The organism is Pseudomonas sp. GW821-FHT02A08 (genome assembly GCF_059422045.1).
Genome location: NZ_JBWKWD010000030.1, coordinates 60,109 through 76,694 on the forward strand (window position 1 = coordinate 60,109; position 16,586 = coordinate 76,694).

Annotated in this window: 22 protein-coding genes and 1 pseudogene; 11 read left to right on the forward strand and 12 right to left on the reverse strand. The window is 61.1% G+C overall.

Annotated elements, in window-relative coordinates; translation table 11 throughout:
• The first annotated feature begins 191 nt into the window (after nt 1-191).
• Nucleotides 192-650, forward strand: coding sequence for a GNAT family N-acetyltransferase (locus AC07W4_RS20225; RefSeq protein ID WP_495033703.1), 459 nt, complete (start codon nt 192-194; stop codon nt 648-650).
• A gap of 1 nt (nt 651) precedes the next feature.
• Here the strand turns inward: AC07W4_RS20225 and AC07W4_RS20230 are convergent, their stop codons facing one another.
• On the reverse strand, nt 652-969 hold the full coding sequence (locus AC07W4_RS20230; RefSeq protein WP_495033704.1) for an NIPSNAP family protein: 318 nt from the start codon (nt 967-969) through the stop codon (nt 652-654).
• Between the two features lie 230 nt (nt 970-1,199).
• On the opposite strand from AC07W4_RS20230, the gene AC07W4_RS20235 reads away from it, so the two are divergent.
• Both AC07W4_RS20235 and AC07W4_RS20240 read left to right on the forward strand, forming a co-directional pair.
• Nucleotides 1,200-1,862 carry an ATPase gene (locus AC07W4_RS20235; RefSeq protein ID WP_495033705.1) on the forward strand — a complete coding sequence of 221 codons (663 nt, stop codon included), beginning with the start codon at nt 1,200-1,202 and terminating at the stop codon, nt 1,860-1,862.
• A 67-nt stretch (nt 1,863-1,929) separates the two neighbouring features.
• A complete protein-coding gene (locus AC07W4_RS20240; protein ID WP_495033706.1) occupies nt 1,930-2,268 on the forward strand; it encodes a hypothetical protein in 339 nt (112 codons plus the stop codon).
• Between the two features lie 177 nt (nt 2,269-2,445).
• Here AC07W4_RS20240 and AC07W4_RS20245 read toward each other — a convergent pair.
• A pseudogene (locus AC07W4_RS20245) lies at nt 2,446-2,862 on the reverse strand (polyphosphate kinase 2 family protein); the annotation flags it as partial.
• Between the two features lie 198 nt (nt 2,863-3,060).
• Between AC07W4_RS20245 and AC07W4_RS20250 the strand changes: the two are divergent.
• From AC07W4_RS20250 to AC07W4_RS20265, 4 genes are all read left to right on the forward strand, one after another.
• Entirely contained in the window at nt 3,061-3,990 is a 930-nt protein-coding gene (locus AC07W4_RS20250) for a Ppx/GppA family phosphatase (protein WP_008049304.1), read from the forward strand.
• 23 nt (nt 3,991-4,013) lie between these two features.
• Complete coding sequence (locus AC07W4_RS20255; protein ID WP_008049303.1) at nt 4,014-4,457, forward strand: arsenate reductase ArsC; 444 nt, start codon at nt 4,014-4,016, stop codon at nt 4,455-4,457.
• A 62-nt stretch (nt 4,458-4,519) separates the two neighbouring features.
• Entirely contained in the window at nt 4,520-4,900 is a 381-nt protein-coding gene (locus AC07W4_RS20260; protein WP_495033707.1) for a DUF1801 domain-containing protein, read from the forward strand.
• A 187-nt stretch (nt 4,901-5,087) separates the two neighbouring features.
• Nucleotides 5,088-5,477: a c-type cytochrome gene (locus AC07W4_RS20265; RefSeq protein WP_495033708.1), complete on the forward strand. Its 390-nt coding sequence runs from the start codon at nt 5,088-5,090 to the stop codon at nt 5,475-5,477.
• Here the strand turns inward: AC07W4_RS20265 and AC07W4_RS20270 are convergent, their stop codons facing one another.
• The gene (locus tag AC07W4_RS20270) at nt 5,478-6,335 is read right to left on the reverse strand and encodes a LysR family transcriptional regulator (protein ID WP_495033709.1); all 858 of its coding nucleotides are present in this window, start codon (nt 6,333-6,335) and stop codon (nt 5,478-5,480) included.
• 134 nt (nt 6,336-6,469) lie between these two features.
• Between AC07W4_RS20270 and AC07W4_RS20275 the strand changes: the two genes are divergently transcribed.
• Genes AC07W4_RS20275 through AC07W4_RS20290 form a run of 4 tightly spaced genes read left to right on the forward strand, consistent with a single transcriptional unit; the run spans nt 6,470 to nt 10,735 of the window.
• A complete protein-coding gene (locus AC07W4_RS20275) occupies nt 6,470-7,522 on the forward strand; it encodes an agmatine deiminase family protein (RefSeq protein WP_495033710.1) in 1,053 nt (350 codons plus the stop codon).
• A 4-nt stretch (nt 7,523-7,526) separates the two neighbouring features.
• On the forward strand, nt 7,527-8,435 hold the full coding sequence (gene aguB / locus AC07W4_RS20280) for an N-carbamoylputrescine amidase (protein ID WP_495033711.1): 909 nt from the start codon (nt 7,527-7,529) through the stop codon (nt 8,433-8,435).
• A 1-nt stretch (nt 8,436) separates the two neighbouring features.
• The gene (locus AC07W4_RS20285; protein ID WP_495033712.1) at nt 8,437-9,537 is read left to right on the forward strand and encodes an extracellular solute-binding protein; all 1,101 of its coding nucleotides are present in this window, start codon (nt 8,437-8,439) and stop codon (nt 9,535-9,537) included.
• Nucleotides 9,538-9,586: 49 nt separating this feature from the next.
• A complete protein-coding gene (locus AC07W4_RS20290) occupies nt 9,587-10,735 on the forward strand; it encodes an agmatine deiminase family protein (protein WP_495033713.1) in 1,149 nt (382 codons plus the stop codon).
• Nucleotides 10,736-10,875: 140 nt separating this feature from the next.
• Here the strand turns inward: AC07W4_RS20290 and AC07W4_RS20295 are convergent, their stop codons facing one another.
• The 9 genes from AC07W4_RS20295 to AC07W4_RS20335 form a co-directional block, all read right to left on the reverse strand.
• Nucleotides 10,876-11,304, reverse strand: coding sequence for a nuclear transport factor 2 family protein (locus AC07W4_RS20295; RefSeq protein WP_495033714.1), 429 nt, complete (start codon nt 11,302-11,304; stop codon nt 10,876-10,878).
• A complete protein-coding gene (locus tag AC07W4_RS20300; RefSeq protein ID WP_495033715.1) occupies nt 11,297-12,040 on the reverse strand; it encodes an SGNH/GDSL hydrolase family protein in 744 nt (247 codons plus the stop codon). Before AC07W4_RS20300 ends, AC07W4_RS20295 begins: the two co-directional genes overlap by 8 nt.
• A 27-nt stretch (nt 12,041-12,067) precedes the next feature.
• The gene (locus tag AC07W4_RS20305) at nt 12,068-12,268 is read right to left on the reverse strand and encodes a helix-turn-helix transcriptional regulator (protein WP_104447726.1); all 201 of its coding nucleotides are present in this window, start codon (nt 12,266-12,268) and stop codon (nt 12,068-12,070) included.
• Complete coding sequence (locus AC07W4_RS20310) at nt 12,265-12,639, reverse strand: hypothetical protein (protein ID WP_495033716.1); 375 nt, start codon at nt 12,637-12,639, stop codon at nt 12,265-12,267. Before AC07W4_RS20310 ends, AC07W4_RS20305 begins: the two co-directional genes overlap by 4 nt.
• Nucleotides 12,640-12,902: 263 nt before the next feature.
• Nucleotides 12,903-13,475, reverse strand: a complete 573-nt coding sequence (locus AC07W4_RS20315; protein ID WP_495033717.1) for a chorismate mutase — start codon at nt 13,473-13,475, stop codon at nt 12,903-12,905.
• An 81-nt stretch (nt 13,476-13,556) separates the two neighbouring features.
• Nucleotides 13,557-13,847 carry a DUF7693 family protein gene (locus AC07W4_RS20320; protein WP_495033718.1) on the reverse strand — a complete coding sequence of 97 codons (291 nt, stop codon included), beginning with the start codon at nt 13,845-13,847 and terminating at the stop codon, nt 13,557-13,559.
• Nucleotides 13,848-13,981: 134 nt separating this feature from the next.
• On the reverse strand, nt 13,982-14,251 hold the full coding sequence (locus AC07W4_RS20325) for a PAAR domain-containing protein (RefSeq protein WP_495033719.1): 270 nt from the start codon (nt 14,249-14,251) through the stop codon (nt 13,982-13,984).
• On the reverse strand, nt 14,248-15,933 hold the full coding sequence (locus AC07W4_RS20330) for a type VI lipase adapter Tla3 domain-containing protein (RefSeq protein WP_495033720.1): 1,686 nt from the start codon (nt 15,931-15,933) through the stop codon (nt 14,248-14,250). The genes AC07W4_RS20325 and AC07W4_RS20330 overlap by 4 nt, the downstream gene beginning before the upstream one ends.
• Nucleotides 15,930-16,586, reverse strand: a 657-nt coding sequence (locus AC07W4_RS20335) for an effector protein Tle3 domain-containing protein (RefSeq protein WP_495033721.1), incomplete at its 5' end; no start/stop codon positions are given. The genes AC07W4_RS20330 and AC07W4_RS20335, both read right to left, overlap by 4 nt.

Here is a 16,586-nt window from a genome sequence, read left to right on the forward strand (position 1 = left end):
GGAAACCTGATGTGGGAGCGGGCTTGCTCGCGAAAGCGGTGTGTCGTTCAACATTTATGTCGACCGACACGGCCTCTTCGCGAGCAAGCCCGCTCCCACAATGGGCCACGGTGCTTTCAGGAAAATAGTGCGTCGTTGTTTCTTGGCCATTGCTAGTCTGTAATTCCTTGAGACCGCAATGGAGCACCCTCATGGCTATTCAGGCCCTGCGCGCCGACGCATCGCACATCGACCAGATCGCCCCCTTGTTTGACGCCTATCGGATGTTCTACAAGCAGCCGTCGAACCTTGCGCAATCGCGCGCCTTCATTGACGAGCGACTCGCCCGGGATGAATCGGTGATATTTCTTGCCCAGGACAGCGACGGCGAAAACCTTGGCTTCGTCCAGCTGTTCCCGACCTTTTCCTCGATCGACGCCCATCGCACCTGGCTGCTCGCTGATCTGTTCACCACGCCCGCCGCCCGGGGCAAAGGCGTCGGCACACTGCTGATGAACACCGCCCGGGATTTTGCGAAGCTGGCCGGCGGCAAAGGCATGACCCTGGAAACCGCCACCGACAACCTCACCGCCCAGCGCCTGTATGAATCCCTGGGCTGGGTGCGCGACCCCGGTTACTACACCTATTGCCTGGATCTGAAAAAAGACTGACTCAGCGATCCTGCTCGCCAAACACCGGCCGCATGAATGAACGCTCGTAGCTGAGGATGAATTTTTTCTCTTCGGCGTATTTGAACGCCGCGATGCACGCCGGATCGTTCATCGACTGCTGCCGGTAGTGTTCGTACGCCGCCAGGCTGGGGAAGGTGAACAGCGCCAGGGCGATGTTGTTGGCGCCCTCCGACGGTAAAAAGTAGCCGTGGTGCTGGCCGCCGAACTTTTCCACCAGGGGAATCCACAGCTTGCCGTAGTGTTCGAACGCGTCGAGTTGGTAGGGGTCGAGCACGTATTTCAGGTAGCAGGTCACCATTGTTTCGTTCCTTGATCAGGTTTTGAGGGCAGTCGCCACTGTAATCAACAGTGGGTGCCCGGCACAGCCGCTTGTTCGACATTGACCGGTAAGTTTGCGCCAGAGGCATGCGCTGGCGCCGCTGCACTATTGGTTCAGTCAATAGTCACCATCAAGAATCGCAAGTTCTGTTTTTTGCGCGAAGGCGGAAAATTGCCTGCATTGAACACGCTGCTCAAGGAACCTGCGCGATGAAAATCCTGACCCGACTGGCTGTGATTGCCCTGTTGCTGGGCAGTGTTGCATCCACCGTATCGGCCTACGCCGAGGACGCACGCGCCTGCCATTTGCCGCCTGTCACGGGTAGCCAGGACGGGCTGCAATACGGGCAGACGGTCGGGGTGCTGTACAGCGAAAACACCGTGGAAAACCTGCAATACCTTGAGCAATACCACTCGGTGGCCGTCAATGGCGCGAAGAACGCACTGGATGCGCGGATTCGCCAGGCCTTCGTCGACAGCTCCGATCCGCAACTGGCCATCGATTGGCTGCTGAGTTCGCTGCGCAAGAGCTTTCTGTCGGTGACGGTCTACGACAACCTCGATGCCCTGGTGCAGGCCCATCCCGATGTCGTGGTGATGCTCGATACCCACAACCAGTTGCTGACCCGGCGTAACGACCGGGTCGAGGCGCGTTTCGCCGCGCGGTTCTACGACGCCGGCCTGCAATACATCGGCAAGGCCGAAGGCGCGGTGGAAAAACAGCTGCCGTCGGTGTGGGTGCATGACAAGACCGCGCCCGAGATCGCCGCGCAAATCGAACAGCAACGCGACCTGCAACTGACCGCGCTGAAACAGTTCGATGCGTCGTTGAGGGCGCTGGTCTCCGCCGGATTGACCGCAGCAACAAATTAACCAGCCCGACGACCATTGAACGGCGGGCAAGCCCATTCACCGTAGATTGCTTTTCAGGACCTGATTCATGCGCATTTTTTTTGCCCCGACCCTGGCCTTCGCCTCGCTGTTGCTGGCCGGTTGTGCCACGCCGAACAATCCGACGCTGACCTTGCAGACCAGCAAGTCGCCCGAGGAGTACACCCATTGCGTGGTGCCGAAGTTGCAGCACGATGCACTGGCGCCCACGGTGTCGCAGACCCAGCGCAGCTACCGGATCGTCGTATCGAGCAAAGTGGCGGCGGACAACGTGCTTGAAACCTACAAGGCTTCGAACGGCGGCAAGGTGTTCCTGTACGAGCGCAAGCTGCTGGCGTCGACCTTCGTGCCGTCCAGTTTCGAGCGTGCGGCGCAGGAGTGTCTGTAAGCGCAATTTCAGGCAAAAAAAAGCCGCCGGGACTGGCAGCAGAAAGTTAAAGCACGCATTGGATGACTTAAGTATGGCGCCTGGTTCATGACGATTCGATGACAACTTGATGGACATTCATCAGGATGCGTTTAATTCGCTGACTGCCGACTAATTGTGGCGAGGGTCAAACTGAATTCAGTAAATCTCCGGCACGATGATTTCCTGCGGTACAGGCCCCCGTGAATAGTCCTTCTGGCGCTCTCGCTGGGGCATCTGGCTGAGCAGGTGATGAATGCGGCTGAGAACGCGCAGGTTCTGTTCCTGGTCGGAAGTCGAGAGCCAGTACTTGATCAGCTGGATGCCGGAGCGGGCGAGTATGCGCTCGAAATCCGGCGCGGTGCGCAAGAATTCTTCGTACCGGTCGTCATTGCAGAACCTCATGACCTTCTCGACCCCGGCGCGGTTGTACCAACTGCGGTCGAACAGCACGATTTCCCCGGCGGCGGGCAAGTGCGATACGTAGCGCTGGAAATACCACTGCGTGCGCTCTCGGTCGTTGGGCGCGGGCAGGGCGGCCACCCGGCAGACCCGAGGGTTGAGGCGCTGGGTCAGGGTGTCCTGATTGGAAAGCATGGTGAGACACTCGCGTCATGGGTGGCACAGCCGACGCCAGTCACAGTTTGTTACGAAGTGGTGATGCCCGGTGGTGTCATCTGGGCGTCATCGAAGCCATGGCAAGATCCTCGCAATCCGTCTTGAGTGCCCGACGGCCGCCAGTCCGCCGGCAGATGAATGTGCAAGGAACCCCCTATGAAAGACGCCCCGCTGTTTGCCGCCATCGACCTGGGTTCCAATGCGTTTCGCCTGATGATTGGCCAGTCGGTGAGGCGGAACCAGCAAATGGTCATCCAGGAAGTGAAAACCCTGCGTGAGCCGGTGCGTCTGGCCGAAGGCCTGCAGGGTGGGGCGCTCGATGAGTTGGCGCTGGACCGTGGCTGGCAGGCTCTGGCACGGTTCGGCAAAAAACTGCGCGGTTTCGAGGCCGGGCGGGTGCGGGCGGTGGCCACGAGTGCCGTGCGCGAAGCGGACAACGCGCCTCTGTTCCTGGCCAGTGCCGAACGGCACCTGGGCTTTCGCATCGACGTCATTTCCGGCCACGAAGAGGCACAATTGGTCTACGCCGGCGTGGCCCACACCTTGCCAGCGCAAACCACGCGGCTGGTGGTGGATATCGGCGGTGGCTCCACGGAGATGATCATCGGCCGTGGCGACCAGTTGCTGGTTACCGAGAGCATCGCCATCGGCAGCGGTACCTTCGGTGCGCGTTACTTCCATGGCGGGCGGATCGTGGCCGAAGCGCTATTGGAAGCCGAACGCGCGGCCACCGTGCAATTGGAGCGCATTGCCCGGCGCTATCGCGCCATGGGCTGGCAGCAGGCGGTCGGTTCTTCCGGGACAGCGCGGATGCTGGCCAAGGTGCTCAAGGCCAATGGCCTCAATGATGACGGCCAAAGCGGCATCACCTACGGCGGCCTGTTGCGCCTGTCGCTGCGCCTGCTGGAAGTCAAACATGTGAAACACCTCAAGCTGGCCGGTTTGCCCACCCATCGCCTGAGCATCTTGCCCGGCGGCCTGGTGGTGATGCTGGCGGCGTTCAAGGTGTTCGGGATCACGCACATGATTGCGTCTGAACCGGGTCTGCGGTTCGGCGTGCTGCATGGATTGATGAGCAAACACTAAAGTCCGCCAGTCGAGGTAAACCCATGACCGACCCCCGTCGCGTGCTGTTCGTCTGCGCCAGAAACGATGTCCGCTCACCCATGGCCGAAGCCTTGCTTCGCCATACCGACCCTGCCGACTTCCAGGCCTTCAGCGCCGGGCTCGAGGCCACCGAGATCGACCCGCGCACGTTCGAATCCCTCGAACACATCGGCGTCGATGCCAGCGGCTTGCGCAGCAAGTCCCTCGAAGACTTCGAAGGCATGGCATTCGACTACGTCATCACCCTGTGCGACAAGTCCTCCGAAGAGGCCGCGCGCATGCCGTTTACCGCTGAAGTGATGGTCTGGAGCTTCGAAGACCCGACCACCAGCGAAAGGCACGACCCGTTCCGCCATACCCTCCAGGAAATCGGCGACCGCATCAAAATGTTCGTCACCGTGAAAACCCGCCCCGTGCCCCAGGCTCCGTCAGTCAGCGATTCCTGAAAAGCCGCCAACACCGTCTACCCTCATCGGTCACAACCATCATGATGAGGGTGCAGACAGTGATGAAAACGGACAAGGTTGAATCAAACGAAGCCTCGGCACTGATCGACGAGCGAATCCGCGAACTGGCCGACTGGCGCGGCGAAACCCTGGCCCGCCTGCGCAAGATCATCCGGCAGGCCGACCCCGAAGTGATCGAAGAGTGGAAGTGGCGCGTGCCGGTGTGGTCCCGTGCCGGCATCCTCTGCACCGGCGAGACCTACAAACAAGTGGTGAAGCTGACCTTCGCCAAGGGTGCGTCGCTGGACGATCCGTCGAAGCTGTTCAATTCAAGCCTTGAAGGCAATACCCGCCGTGCCATCGATATTCGCGAGGGCGAGCAGATCGATGAAGCGGCGCTGACGGCGTTGATTCAGGCAGCCATTGAGCTCAACAAAAAGTAAGCCATGCGCAAGTCCCTGTGGGAGCGGGCTTGCTCGCGAAAGCGATAGTCCAGTCACCTACGATGTTGAATGTGAAGGCCTCTTCGCGAGCAAGCCCGCTCCCACAGGGATTGCGTCCATTTGACCACTTGGGGGATCCCCGGCCTGCATGTTCCAATAGCGAGCCATCGCAGACTGGATACGCAACATGAAGAAAATCGCCGCACTGACCCTCGCCCTGGCGCTCAGCGCTGGCCTGTTCAGCACACCCACCCTGGCTGCGGGCGATGTCCAGGCCGGGGAGAAAGTCTTCAAGCGCCTCTGCAGCGGCTGCCATCAGATCGGCGAATCGGCTCGCGCCTTCTTTGGCCCGCAACTCAATGGCGTGATCGGTCGCCATTCTGCGGTCACCACGGACTACGTGTATTCCGACGCGATGAAATCCGCCAACCTGATCTGGGACCGCGACACCCTGATCGCCTACCTTGAAGCGCCGAAGAAAGTGGTGCCCGGTACGCGCATGATTTTCTGGGGCCTCAGCGACCCGGAAAAGATCGAAGACCTGTTGGCCTATCTGCAAACTTTTCCGGCGCAGTAATCACTCGCCCAGGTTCTCCACCAGCCATTGAGTGAAGCTGCGCGCCATCACCGTGTTCTCGCTGTCACGGTGGGTCAGCAGCGCCCAGTTCGGGCCGCGGATGGTTTGTTCCACCATCGGCTGCAACAGCCCGGTGGCCCGCGCCTGCCGACTCAGCAACTGGCTAACCAGCGCAATGCCCAGCCCGGTGCAGGCGGCGTCCAGCAGCAGCCCCGGATCGGAAAAATTCAGCCCCTGATCCATCTGCCCCACATCAATGCCCGATTCCACCGCCCAGTGGCTCCAGTCCATTTCCCGCTCGCCATGCAGGGTGATGCGCTGTTGCACCGGCACGGCCAACAGGCTCGGGTGACACGCCGGATAGAGGCGGTCGGCGTGCAGCACCTTGAAACTGCATTGAGCCTGGGAACTGATGTCGTCGCGCACCGCCAGGTCGATGGTCTGGCTGGCCATGTCCGGCACTTCATCGGTGCTGAAGATCCACAGATCGACCTGCGGATGCTGTCGACGGAAATCCCCCAGACGTGGCAACAACCAGTGCCGGGCAAACGCGGGGGTGGTGTTGAGCACCAGTTGATTGGGTTTCTGGTATTGCCCCAATCGGCGAATGCCCACCGCCAGTTGCTGCAGCAGCGCCTGGGTGGTGCTGAGCAGATCGTGACCGGCATCGGTCAGGCTGACGCTGCGCCCGCTGCGATAGAACAGCGGTTGCTCCAGGTACGCTTCAAGGCTGCGGATCTGCTGGCTGATCGCCGACTGGGTGAGGTGCAACTCATCGGCAGCCTTGTGAAAACTGCCCAGCCGGGCGGCGGCTTCGAAGCCGCGCAGGGTGCTCAGGGGCGGCCAGTGTTTGAGCATATCGATAAGTTCCTCTAATCAGTTGCCTGCAAAATCCATCGTTTGTTTGCCCATTTTTACAGCCGTAGCATGCATGCCAAGACCGCCAAGGGCGTTTTCATTGAACACAATGACTTAACTCAGAGGTACTTGTCATGCAGCAGAACGGTATTCAAAACAGCGGTTGGACGATGCCGGCCGAATGGGTCACCCACGCCGCCACCTGGATGGTCTGGCCGCACAACAAGACCCTGTGGGAGTCGGGCTGGCGGGTGACGCTGCCACAGGTTCAAGAAGACTTCGCCCGCGTAGCCAACGCCATCGCCCGTTTCGAGCCGGTGAAACTGGTGGTCGATCCTTCAGCGGTCGCCAGCGCCAAAGCCTTGTGCGGGCCGAACATCGAGTTGATCGAACTGGCGGTCAACGACAGTTGGTGCCGCGACTCCGGCCCGAGCTTCGTCTGCCACCCGCAGCAAGGCCTGGCCGGTGTGAGCTGGCGCTTCAATGCGTGGGGCGGCAAGTCGGCCCACGATCTGGACGACAGCCTGGCCCGCCGCGCGCTCAACCATCTGGGCCTGGAGTGTTTCGGCACCGCGCTGAGCAACGAGGGTGGCGCCATCCATGTGGACGGCGAGGGCACGCTGATCACCACCGAGTCGGTATTGCTCAACCCCAACCGCAACCCGGGCGTGACCAAGGCCGAGATCGAAGAGATCTTCACCCGCCTGCTGGGCGTGAAGAAAACCATCTGGCTGCCGGGCGATCCGGACTACGTGACCGGTGACATGACCGACGGCCACGTCGACGGCGTGTGCGCCTTCGCCCGTCCTGGCGTGTTGCTGGTGGACGCCACCCACGACCAACAATCGGTGTACGCCGAAGTCGCCCGGGAGAACCGTCGCGCCCTTGAACTGTCCACCGATGCCCAGGGCCGCAAATTCGAGCTGATCGAACTCTATGAAGCCACCGATGCGGTGGACACCGAAGCCGAAGTGTTCTGCGCCTCCTACACCAATTTCTACATCGCCAACGGCGCGATCATCATGCCGGCCTACGGCATCGATGCCGACAAGGTCGCCGCCGAAGTGCTGACGCAGGCATTCCCCGGTCGTGAAGTGGTGCCGGTGCGGATCAACCATCTGGCCCATGGCGGCGGCGGTGTGCATTGCATCACCCAGCAACAGCCGGCCTGGCCGGTGCGGGGTTGATGCCATGACACTGTTGACCATCGCCACCACGCAAATGCCTTGCACCTGGGACCTGAAACACAACCTCGACCAGGCCGAGCAACTGGTCCGCGAGGCCGCGGCCAAAGGCGCGCAGGTCATCCTGTTGCAGGAGCTGTTCGCCACGCCGTACTTCTGCATCGAGCAACACCACAAGCACCTGGCCCTGGCCGAGGAATATCGCGACAGCCACGTGCTCCAGCGCTTTGCCGCATTGGCGAAAGAGTTGGGCGTGGTGCTGCCCCTGAGCTGGTACGAGAAGGCCGGCAATGCCTACTTCAATTCGTTGAGCGTGGCCGACGCCGACGGGCGCCTGTTGGGCGTGTACCGCAAGACCCACATCCCCAACGCCATCGGCTATCAGGAGAAGGAATACTTCAGCCCCGGCGACAGCGGGTTCCGGGTCTGGGACACCGCGTTCGGGCGCATCGGCCTGGGCATCTGCTGGGACCAGTGGTTCCCCGAAACCGCCCGCTGCCTGGCCTTGATGGGCGCCGAAGTGCTGCTGTTCCCGACCGCCATCGGCTCTGAGCCGGGTTGTGCAAGCCTGGATTCCCGTGATCACTGGCAGATGACCATGCGCGGCCACGCCGCCGCCAACCTGCTGCCGGTGGTGGCGGCCAACCGTGTCGGCCGGGAAGCGGCGACCACCGACCCGACCCTGCAAATGAGCTTCTACGGCTCGTCGTTCATCTGCAATCACAAGGGCAAGTTGCTCGCCGAAGCCGACCGCGACAGCACCGGCGTGCTGGTCCACACCCTGGACCTGGCGGCCATGCGCGAAGACCGCCTGACCTGGGGCATCTACCGCGACCGCCGTCCGGACATGTACGGCGCATTACTGACCCAGGACGGTCGCCAGATCCACTCACGCTGGGCAACCCAAGGGGTGTGACATGAACACGATCAACAAGCTGTGCCTGGCCATGGGGCTGGCGCTGACCTGTGCGGTGCCTGCGCTGCATGCCGAGGAGAAAACCCTGCGGCTGTACAACTGGGCGGATTATTTTGCCGAGGACACCCTCAGCAAGTTCACCGCCGAAACCGGGATCAAGGTGATCTACGACGTCATGGATGGCAGTGAAACCCTGGAAGCCAAGATGCTCGCCGGCGGCAGCGGTTACGACCTGATCTTCCCCGGCGACACCGTGGCTGAACGCCTGATGCGTGCCGGCAGCCTGCAACCGCTGGATCAGTCCAGGCTCACTGCCCTGAATGACGTCGAGCCGGGGTTGCAGAAGCTGCGCTCGCACTATGAGCATTCGAGCCAAGCCACGGTTCCCTACACCTGGGGCACCATCGGCCTGACCTACAACGCCGACCAGATCGCCCAGCGTGCGCCGGGTGCACCGGTCAACAGCCTGGACATGCTGTTCAAGCCGGAGCTGGCGGCAAAGTTTGCCGATTGCGGCATCTCGATGATCGACTCGCCGGACGAGGTGCTGGCGGTGGTGCTCAACTACCTCGGCCGCGACCCGCGCAGCGGCAAACCGGCGGACCTGGCGGCGGCCAGTGAGTTGCTGATGAAGTTGCGGCCGTACGTGCGCAAATTCCAGTCGCAACCGGTGACCGATCTGGTCAATGGCAACCTGTGCATGTCCCTCGGCTACAGCGGCGACATGACCCAGGCGCAGCGCACGGCCGACAGCGCCGGCAAGAAAAGCACCTTCCACTACCGCATTCCCCGGGAAGGCACCACGGTGTGGATGGACACCATGGCCATTCCCGTCGACGCCCGGCACCCGGAATACGCCTACGCTTTCATCAACTTCGTGATGCGCCCGCAGAACATGGCGGCCATCAGCAACTTCACCGGCTACCCGACCTCCAACGCCAAGGCGCGGCCGGACGTCGATGCCGCGATGCGCAACAACCCGGACATCTACATCGATGAAGCCACCTACGCGCGGCTGATTCCCGGCAAGGACATTCCCCAGGCCGACATGCGTGCGCGCATGCGCACCTGGACCAAGTTCAAGACCGCTACGGTCAATTGATCACCGGCCGGCCCACGGGCCGGCCAAACCCCGGATTTCAGGAAAGCACATGCCGACACGTCGAACATTCATCAAGCAGGTATCGGTCATCGCCGGGCTGGGCGCAGTGGCGTCCATGGGATTGGGCTTGGGGTCCATGCCGGTGCGCGCGGCCGGCAAAGGCAACTGGTACATGCCCGATGAAGGTGACAAACACCAGCGGGCCTTCATCGCCTTCGGGGCACAGGCCGCGATCTGGGAGGACTTCACGCCCCACGTGCAAGACGCCCTTGGCCGGATCGCCCGCAGCATCGCCGAATACGAGCCGGTCACGGTGTTCTGTCGCCAAAGCGAGCGGCGCCTGGCCGAAGCCAAATGCGGCAGCCGCAACACCACCTTCGTGATCGCCGAGCTGGACGACATCTGGATGCGCGACATCGGCGCCAATTTTGTCGTCGACGGCAATGGCAATGGCAATGGCAATGGCAATGGCAACCTCGGCGCCGTGGACTTCAACTTCAACGGCTGGGGCAACAAACAGCAGCATGAGGACGATGCGCAATTGGCCGCCCTGGTCGCGGAAAACGCCAAGGCCGATTACCTGCGCAGCGAACTGGTGGGCGAGGGCGGTGGCATCGAAGTGGACGGCCACGGCACCGGGATCATGACCGAAAGCAGCTGGATCAACCGCAATCGCAATCCCGACTGGACCAAGGCTGACGTCGAGGCAGAACTGAAAGAACGCCTGGGCCTGCGCAAAATCATCTGGCTGCCGGGCATCAAGGGCAAGGACATCACCGACGCCCACGTCGACTTCTATGCGCGCTTCGTCAAGCCCGGGGTGGTGATCGCCAACCTCGACAACGACCCCGAGTCCTACGACTACAAGGTCACGCGCGCCCATCTGCAGATCCTGGAAAACGCCACGGATGCCGATGGCCGCAAATTGCAGGTGCATACCGTTTCGCCACCGCTCAACCCGCGCAATAGCCGGTTCAGCAAGGACAACCCGGACTTCGCCGCCGGCTACATCAACTACTTCGTGATCAACGGCGCAATCATCGCGCCGCAATTCGGCGACAAGGAAGCGGATGCCAAGGCCTTCGACCTGCTGTCCGAACTTTACCCGGACCGTGAAGTGGTGCAGCTCGACATCGACGCGATCTCCGCGGGCGGTGGCGGGATTCACTGCGTGACCAGTCATCAGCCGATGGTCTAACAGTTTGCCCCCGATTTCAGACTAAACACAAAACCTGTGGGAGCGGGCTTGCTCGCGAAGGCGGAGTGTCAGGCGACATGGATGCTGAATGTGCCGACCCCTTCGCGGGCAAGCCCGCTCCCACAGGGTAATTTGCTGAGTCAGGCTTTTGTGGCCTTCAGGTAAGCCCCCAACCGCCGCCCCATTTCCTCACCCAACGCCTGCAAGCCACTCAGCGGCCGCACCATCACTTCAAACTCGACAATCCTGCCCTGTTCGTTGAAGCGGATCATGTCGATGCCCTTCAACTCTTTATCGCCGACCCTGGCGCTGAATTCGAGAATCACGTTCAAGCCATCCGCCGTCGCCAGCTCGCGGTGATAGGCAAAATCCTCGAACACGTTCATGACCGTGTTGAGGATCATCGACACCACCGGCGCCCCCGGATACGGCGTATGCGCCATCGGCGAACGGAACACCGCCTGCGGATCGAGCAATTCGGGCAAGCCACTCAAGTCGCGGTTGCCGAGCATCGCATGCCACTGCTTCAGGGACGTGGCGACATTGGGGTTCAGGTTCAGCTCAGACATCTTCAACTCCTGTTTTTATTGTTGTGGTGCGAAAGCGTTGGTCGATAACCCTGGCGGCATCGTCGGCCCATTGACGATAAAGCATCGGCCCCGGATGAAAACCGTCGCTGGCCATCAAGCCCGGTTCGGGTGCCAGCGGGGTGGTCAGCATCGTGCATTGATCCACGCCGGCGGCCAGATCCGCAAGCCGTGCGTTGAAACGACGCGCCCTGAACCCCAGAAACCAGCGCAGCGGCTGCGGCAGTGCGGGGAACAGGTGCATCGGCGGAAGCGGCGACACCACAACCTGCTTCACCGCGAACTTGTCGCACAACAGCGCCATCAATCGCTGTTGCCGAGCGAGCCACTGATCCAGGGTAAGTGAGCTGGTGACATCGTTGACGCCAATCGACAACAGCGCCACATCGAACGGCTCGGGGGCATGCTGTTCGAGCAGCTCCAGCAACCCTTGCGAATCCAGACCGGTGCGCGCCCAGAGTTTCCACGACACCTGATAATCCACGGCCAGGCGCTCGACCAGCCGACCGCTGAGCGCCTCGCCTTGAGTCGCCGCACCCACCCCCGCCGCGGCGCTGTCGCCGACAATCAACAATCGCAGAACGCCGCCGCTGCCGGCCTCGCCCTGGCGTTCACCTTCGGCCTCCGGCAGCCTCGGTGTCATTCGCCTGGTGTAAAGACCTTGCGCAAGCAACACCGGGCCGAGCAGGACTTTGGCGAGGGTTTCCTTATGGCTCATGGGCAGTTGCCTGATTGAAGAGTGAGATTAGCCGGCGAACTCGTCATCGAAAATACGCTCGATAGGCAGCGCAAATGCCCGGGCAATCTGGAACGCCAAGGGCAGGCTGGGATCATAGCGGCCATTTTCGATAGCATTGATGGTCTGCCGCGAAACATTCAACAGCGCCGCCAGATCGACCTGCGACCACTTGCGTTCGGCACGCAGTTCCTTGAGACGGTTTTTCATTGGTAGCGCCGCTTGGCCAGCCTGAGCCCGATCATCCACATCAGGCCCATCACTGGCCACACACAGACCCAGGACACGTGTGGAAAGCCGACATTCTCCAGAAAGCCGTAAGTGAAGGTCAGCAATGCCGACGCGGCAAAGGCAAAACCAAGCGCTTCGTACTGGATACGCAAGTGCATTTCGTCCAGCGTGCGCAAATTCCGTACTACCGCCCAACACATCAGCCCCGCAGGAATCACCGGCAACAGCGTGATGACGATCTTCAGCGCCATTGCCATTTCCTGCTGATCCTTGAGCAGGATGACCGACAGGATCAGCAATACCGAGTACAGCGCTGCTGCGGCGCCCATTTCCATGTAATAGCGTTTCATTGCTTTTTCCTTATGTAAAAGACCCTTTACATGTTCGGCGAGTTTTTCAGCGATGTAAAGGGTGTTTTACATTTGGCGTGCCGGTTTCCATTGGCGCAGATCGCGTAAGGCCTGTTGTTCAAACCGTCATGAAAACCCCTGTAGGAGCGAGCTTGCTCGCGAAGGACTCAAGAGCGCCGCGTTTAGCCAGTAAACCCGCGTTATCGTTAACGACCATCGTCGGAACGCCGCCCGGAGCAAGCTCGCTCCTACAGTAGGCAATGTCATCGACCAATGATGCAAAGCTCCCCGGTCGCACGAATCATTGCCTGGCCATGCAGGTAATCCTTGATCAGCGCCGAGCGTTCGGTGGCCAGCCATTGCGGGCAGTTCGGGTCGTTACGGTAGGGCAGGAAATCGGCGTACTGCGTGAGCAGCAGGTTCTGCAGCTTGTCGAGTTTGGGCCGGATGTCGTTGTTGAGGTCCGGTCGTGGCGTGTCCGGTGCCTTGTGCGCCGCTTGCCATTGCGCGAGCCGGCCGTATTGCACCAGTTTGCTGGCTTCGATCTGGGCGGTGATCAGGTCGGCGACATCGTCGGGGTCGAGCTTGCGCTGGGTCGCCTGCTTCCTGGCGTTGGCGATGACTTGCGCTTCCCGGGCGTTGTCCTGGACCGGTTTGCCGCTGTCCCACTTGGTCAGCGCCACCAGCTCACTGATGTACAAGCGCTCATTCATCGTCGCCAGCAAGGGTTGCAGGGCATCGGGTGCCGGGGGCGTCGTGCCGGCCTGGGCACCGCCAGCGAACAAACCGAGCAGGGCGCAGACCAGCCAGTGCGGCAGGCGTGGGGAACGGGGCATGGACGGAATCTCCTTGGACGCAGAAATCACTCCGGCTTGTGTATCACAAGTGCGGCCAGGGAACGACAGGTTGCGAATGATTCAGGCCAGCAACCGTTCAATCTGCGCCAGTTCCCAGGTGCTGAGCAAACTGACCGGGTCGGTGCCGAAGCGCTGCCCGTTGTCGAACGCATATTCGCGGCCATCGGGGCATTGGCCGTGCAGGCAGTGGCGCAAGTGGCCGGCATCGACGTCGAGCAACAGGCACCAGCCGTCGATGTCGACCCGTACAAGGTTCGACGTGCAGTATTCATCGATACGCTTGAAGGTGCGAATACCCTGGGCGGCATCGCGCAACGGCTGGTAAACCTCGCGGGCGGTGAGGGCGGGCACAGGTGTCTCCGGGGTGAAATCGGGGAGGCACAGGATAGATCATCAGCCTGCAAAAAAGTCCGGCTCGTGAGGCCGGGCTTCACGCCGCGAGCCACCAGCGCCCCTGCAACAAAGAAACAACCCGGAGTATCGGCCTAGACCACCTGCACATTCTGAGCAGTACTCGCCACGCCATGACAACCGCAGGCCAGGAGATGGCCCTGCAATACCACCGGAATGCCGTTCATACGCCGGTGCGGATGCCCTTCGACGAAGGCAAACTCGCCCAGATGCAGCGGGCAGGAAGCCTTGTCGCCCAACACCGCCGGGGTTTTTCCATTGAGGGTATGCGTGCCTTCGAGCTGGCAGGAAACCACGGTGCCACCGCTGCTGGTGGCGTCGCCCAGGCAAATGGGATGGCTCATGTTCTGGGTACACCGCCACTTGGGGCGCCGAACTTGAAAGGGTCGACACCACGGTTCTCGCGGTTCCTGGCTTTGCGCGCTTCGTCCGGTGGGTGGATCATCTGTACCGTCAGGCTGCCGTCCTGACCGGCGTAGACCACCGCGCTCGCTCCGCCGTCCAGGTAGCTGGCAATAGTCGCCAGGTTGATTTCCACCAGAGCCCCGCTGACCCCGGTATTGCCCAGACGCCGACCGATGTCGTAACCCTCATCGACATTGCCCAGCTCGATCCCATGGCCGTCCGTATTCAGGCCATGCAAGGCATTGGTCAGGGCAATTTCAGCGTCCCGGTTGTCGGTGGTGTCATAGAACACGCGGACCGGCTTTTGCCCTTTGGGTAATGTCTCCAGGGCCTGCAGCCAGCCTGCCTGCAGGGCTTTGGCCTGCAAGGCCGGTTTCAGCCGCTGACCGTGTTCATCCTGCATCGAAACCTTGATTGGCCGGTGCAAGTAGCCCAGCACCGGCGCGGCGTCGAACTCTTTGACCTGGTGCTGGGCCCAGCGGATGGGTAGCCATGGGGAGGGTTCGAAATAGCCTGGCCCGCGGTTGTTTATGGTTTGCCAGAGTGTGGGGAGTTGCGATTGCCAGTAGGCGGTGGACATGGTGCCGGGAGCTAAGGGATCTTGAGCGCCTTTGGCACGTTCCGCCTCTTCGTACACATCTAGAAACTCACGGGATTGTTTCCAGTAAAACGCCCACAACTTGCCCAAATCAGTGTCTTTGTTCTGGTTGTCCTCAGGCTCGTGGGTGGCATAAGGGCGAAGGTACCGATCCACCCGATCCGAGCGGGTGACCAGCAGCCCGGTCATGCTTTCGTACACCGTGGGGACGACATGGCCGTTCTGCAACCCAGGGGTGCCAGGCACGCGTAAACCGTTTCGCGTGACGTCGCCGTCCTCGCTCACGATCAAGGCCTGGGGCACTTCGGGGTTGTCATCAAAGAACTGGAACAAGCGCTCGATCATGCCCTGAGCATGGGTCGTATTCTCCGCGTCCTGCCACAAAAACAGCGTGACACCAAGCGTGGCGGCATTGCGACCGTTGAGAATATTGCTCGCAGCCCCGGTATCTGAAGGTTGCTTGGGCGGTGCGATGGAAAATACCGGGATTGGCCAGTACGCCACTGACGCGCCTGCAGAATGTTTGAAGGCGACTCGGATTTTGATATCTCTGCTGATCTCTCGGGAGTCTAGTGAGTCTGTGTAATCCTTGGGGTCCCGTGAGTAAATCGACGCAAAGTTGTTATTTTTCTTCTTGATGAATTGCCAGATCTCCGATTGGTGGTCCTGGTAGATCCCGAGCCCTACCCCGCGTATTTCCAAGGAATAAGTCCGCGTTTGCGTGACCTGTTGCTCGGCGATTTGCGCCATGACGTTGGCTTTATAGGCGGCAAGTCCGGCCTTTTCACTGGCCACGGCTTTGCCCCACCAGTGAACAGTGAAAATCAGCAGCAAGGGCCCCAGAATGGCGGCGATTCCCCAGCGCAGTACCGGGTTGAAGTTGCGAAGTTCCACGTTGTTTTCCTGTGCCTTGATGTGGACCAGCCAGGCGAAGCCGAGCCAAAGGATCAGCAGTACGCCGGCGATCCAGAGATAGGGCTTGAGTTTCGGTAACGTTCGGGGGCGGGGTTGAGGATCGCTCACAAGGCACCTCCGTTTTTAGCGGCGCCGGCAAGCAGAGCGGGTGGCGACAACGGAACCAACACGGAGGATGGAAATACGCCGAACTGGTAATACAGGTAACTGGATTTCACTAGCGCCTGTGTATCAGCGCTGAGTCGCGACCAACCTGGCAAATGCCTGGCGCGCTCGAATTGTTTTTCATCCATCTTCCAATCCGCAATCGCCACCAACACCTCACGCATGGCCGGGTCGTCAAGGCAGTGGGCCTGGCCGATGGCAATGTCCATCGCCGTTACCCATCGCTGGTTTTCCGGGCTGCGCAGGATCGCCGAGTGGTAGGAGTTGTTTCCCCAGGTCTTCTGGTCATGCTCCATGCGTGCCCGGGCCTCGCGTGGGGTTTCCTCGCGCTCGTGGCAGGAACTGCCGCTGGAGCGGGCCGCGCCCTTTCGTACGGCGCGCGTATGCTCCTCCGGGTCTTCGGACAACCCGTTAAAACGCACCAGCGCTTCCTGCTGCGTGGTGTACGGGGCGTCATACTCGATGGGCATTTTGATCCACAAGAAGGTCGCGGCGTCCTTGCCCAGCGCGATGCTTTTTGCCACCTCATCCGGTTTGTCCAGGCCAGCGCGGGTCGGGCTGCCTTGGATGGCTTCGCCACCGAACATCTGCGGCGC

What these genes read in the sequence shown, in the direction of transcription:
- AC07W4_RS20225 (WP_495033703.1), top strand. Translation starts at nt 192, where the DNA reads ATGGCTATTCAGGCCCTGCGCGCCGACGCATCGCACATCGACCAGATC.
- AC07W4_RS20230 (WP_495033704.1), bottom strand. Translation starts at nt 969, where the DNA reads ATGGTGACCTGCTACCTGAAATACGTGCTCGACCCCTACCAACTCGAC.
- AC07W4_RS20235 (WP_495033705.1), top strand. Translation starts at nt 1,200, where the DNA reads ATGAAAATCCTGACCCGACTGGCTGTGATTGCCCTGTTGCTGGGCAGT.
- AC07W4_RS20240 (WP_495033706.1), top strand. Translation starts at nt 1,930, where the DNA reads ATGCGCATTTTTTTTGCCCCGACCCTGGCCTTCGCCTCGCTGTTGCTG.
- AC07W4_RS20250 (WP_008049304.1), top strand. Translation starts at nt 3,061, where the DNA reads ATGAAAGACGCCCCGCTGTTTGCCGCCATCGACCTGGGTTCCAATGCG.
- AC07W4_RS20255 (WP_008049303.1), top strand. Translation starts at nt 4,014, where the DNA reads ATGACCGACCCCCGTCGCGTGCTGTTCGTCTGCGCCAGAAACGATGTC.
- AC07W4_RS20260 (WP_495033707.1), top strand. Translation starts at nt 4,520, where the DNA reads ATGAAAACGGACAAGGTTGAATCAAACGAAGCCTCGGCACTGATCGAC.
- AC07W4_RS20265 (WP_495033708.1), top strand. Translation starts at nt 5,088, where the DNA reads ATGAAGAAAATCGCCGCACTGACCCTCGCCCTGGCGCTCAGCGCTGGC.
- AC07W4_RS20270 (WP_495033709.1), bottom strand. Translation starts at nt 6,335, where the DNA reads ATGCTCAAACACTGGCCGCCCCTGAGCACCCTGCGCGGCTTCGAAGCC.
- AC07W4_RS20275 (WP_495033710.1), top strand. Translation starts at nt 6,470, where the DNA reads ATGCAGCAGAACGGTATTCAAAACAGCGGTTGGACGATGCCGGCCGAA.
- aguB (WP_495033711.1), top strand. Translation starts at nt 7,527, where the DNA reads ATGACACTGTTGACCATCGCCACCACGCAAATGCCTTGCACCTGGGAC.
- AC07W4_RS20285 (WP_495033712.1), top strand. Translation starts at nt 8,437, where the DNA reads ATGAACACGATCAACAAGCTGTGCCTGGCCATGGGGCTGGCGCTGACC.
- AC07W4_RS20290 (WP_495033713.1), top strand. Translation starts at nt 9,587, where the DNA reads ATGCCGACACGTCGAACATTCATCAAGCAGGTATCGGTCATCGCCGGG.
- AC07W4_RS20295 (WP_495033714.1), bottom strand. Translation starts at nt 11,304, where the DNA reads ATGTCTGAGCTGAACCTGAACCCCAATGTCGCCACGTCCCTGAAGCAG.
- AC07W4_RS20300 (WP_495033715.1), bottom strand. Translation starts at nt 12,040, where the DNA reads ATGAGCCATAAGGAAACCCTCGCCAAAGTCCTGCTCGGCCCGGTGTTG.
- AC07W4_RS20305 (WP_104447726.1), bottom strand. Translation starts at nt 12,268, where the DNA reads ATGAAAAACCGTCTCAAGGAACTGCGTGCCGAACGCAAGTGGTCGCAG.
- AC07W4_RS20310 (WP_495033716.1), bottom strand. Translation starts at nt 12,639, where the DNA reads ATGAAACGCTATTACATGGAAATGGGCGCCGCAGCAGCGCTGTACTCG.
- AC07W4_RS20315 (WP_495033717.1), bottom strand. Translation starts at nt 13,475, where the DNA reads ATGCCCCGTTCCCCACGCCTGCCGCACTGGCTGGTCTGCGCCCTGCTC.
- AC07W4_RS20325 (WP_495033719.1), bottom strand. Translation starts at nt 14,251, where the DNA reads ATGAGCCATCCCATTTGCCTGGGCGACGCCACCAGCAGCGGTGGCACC.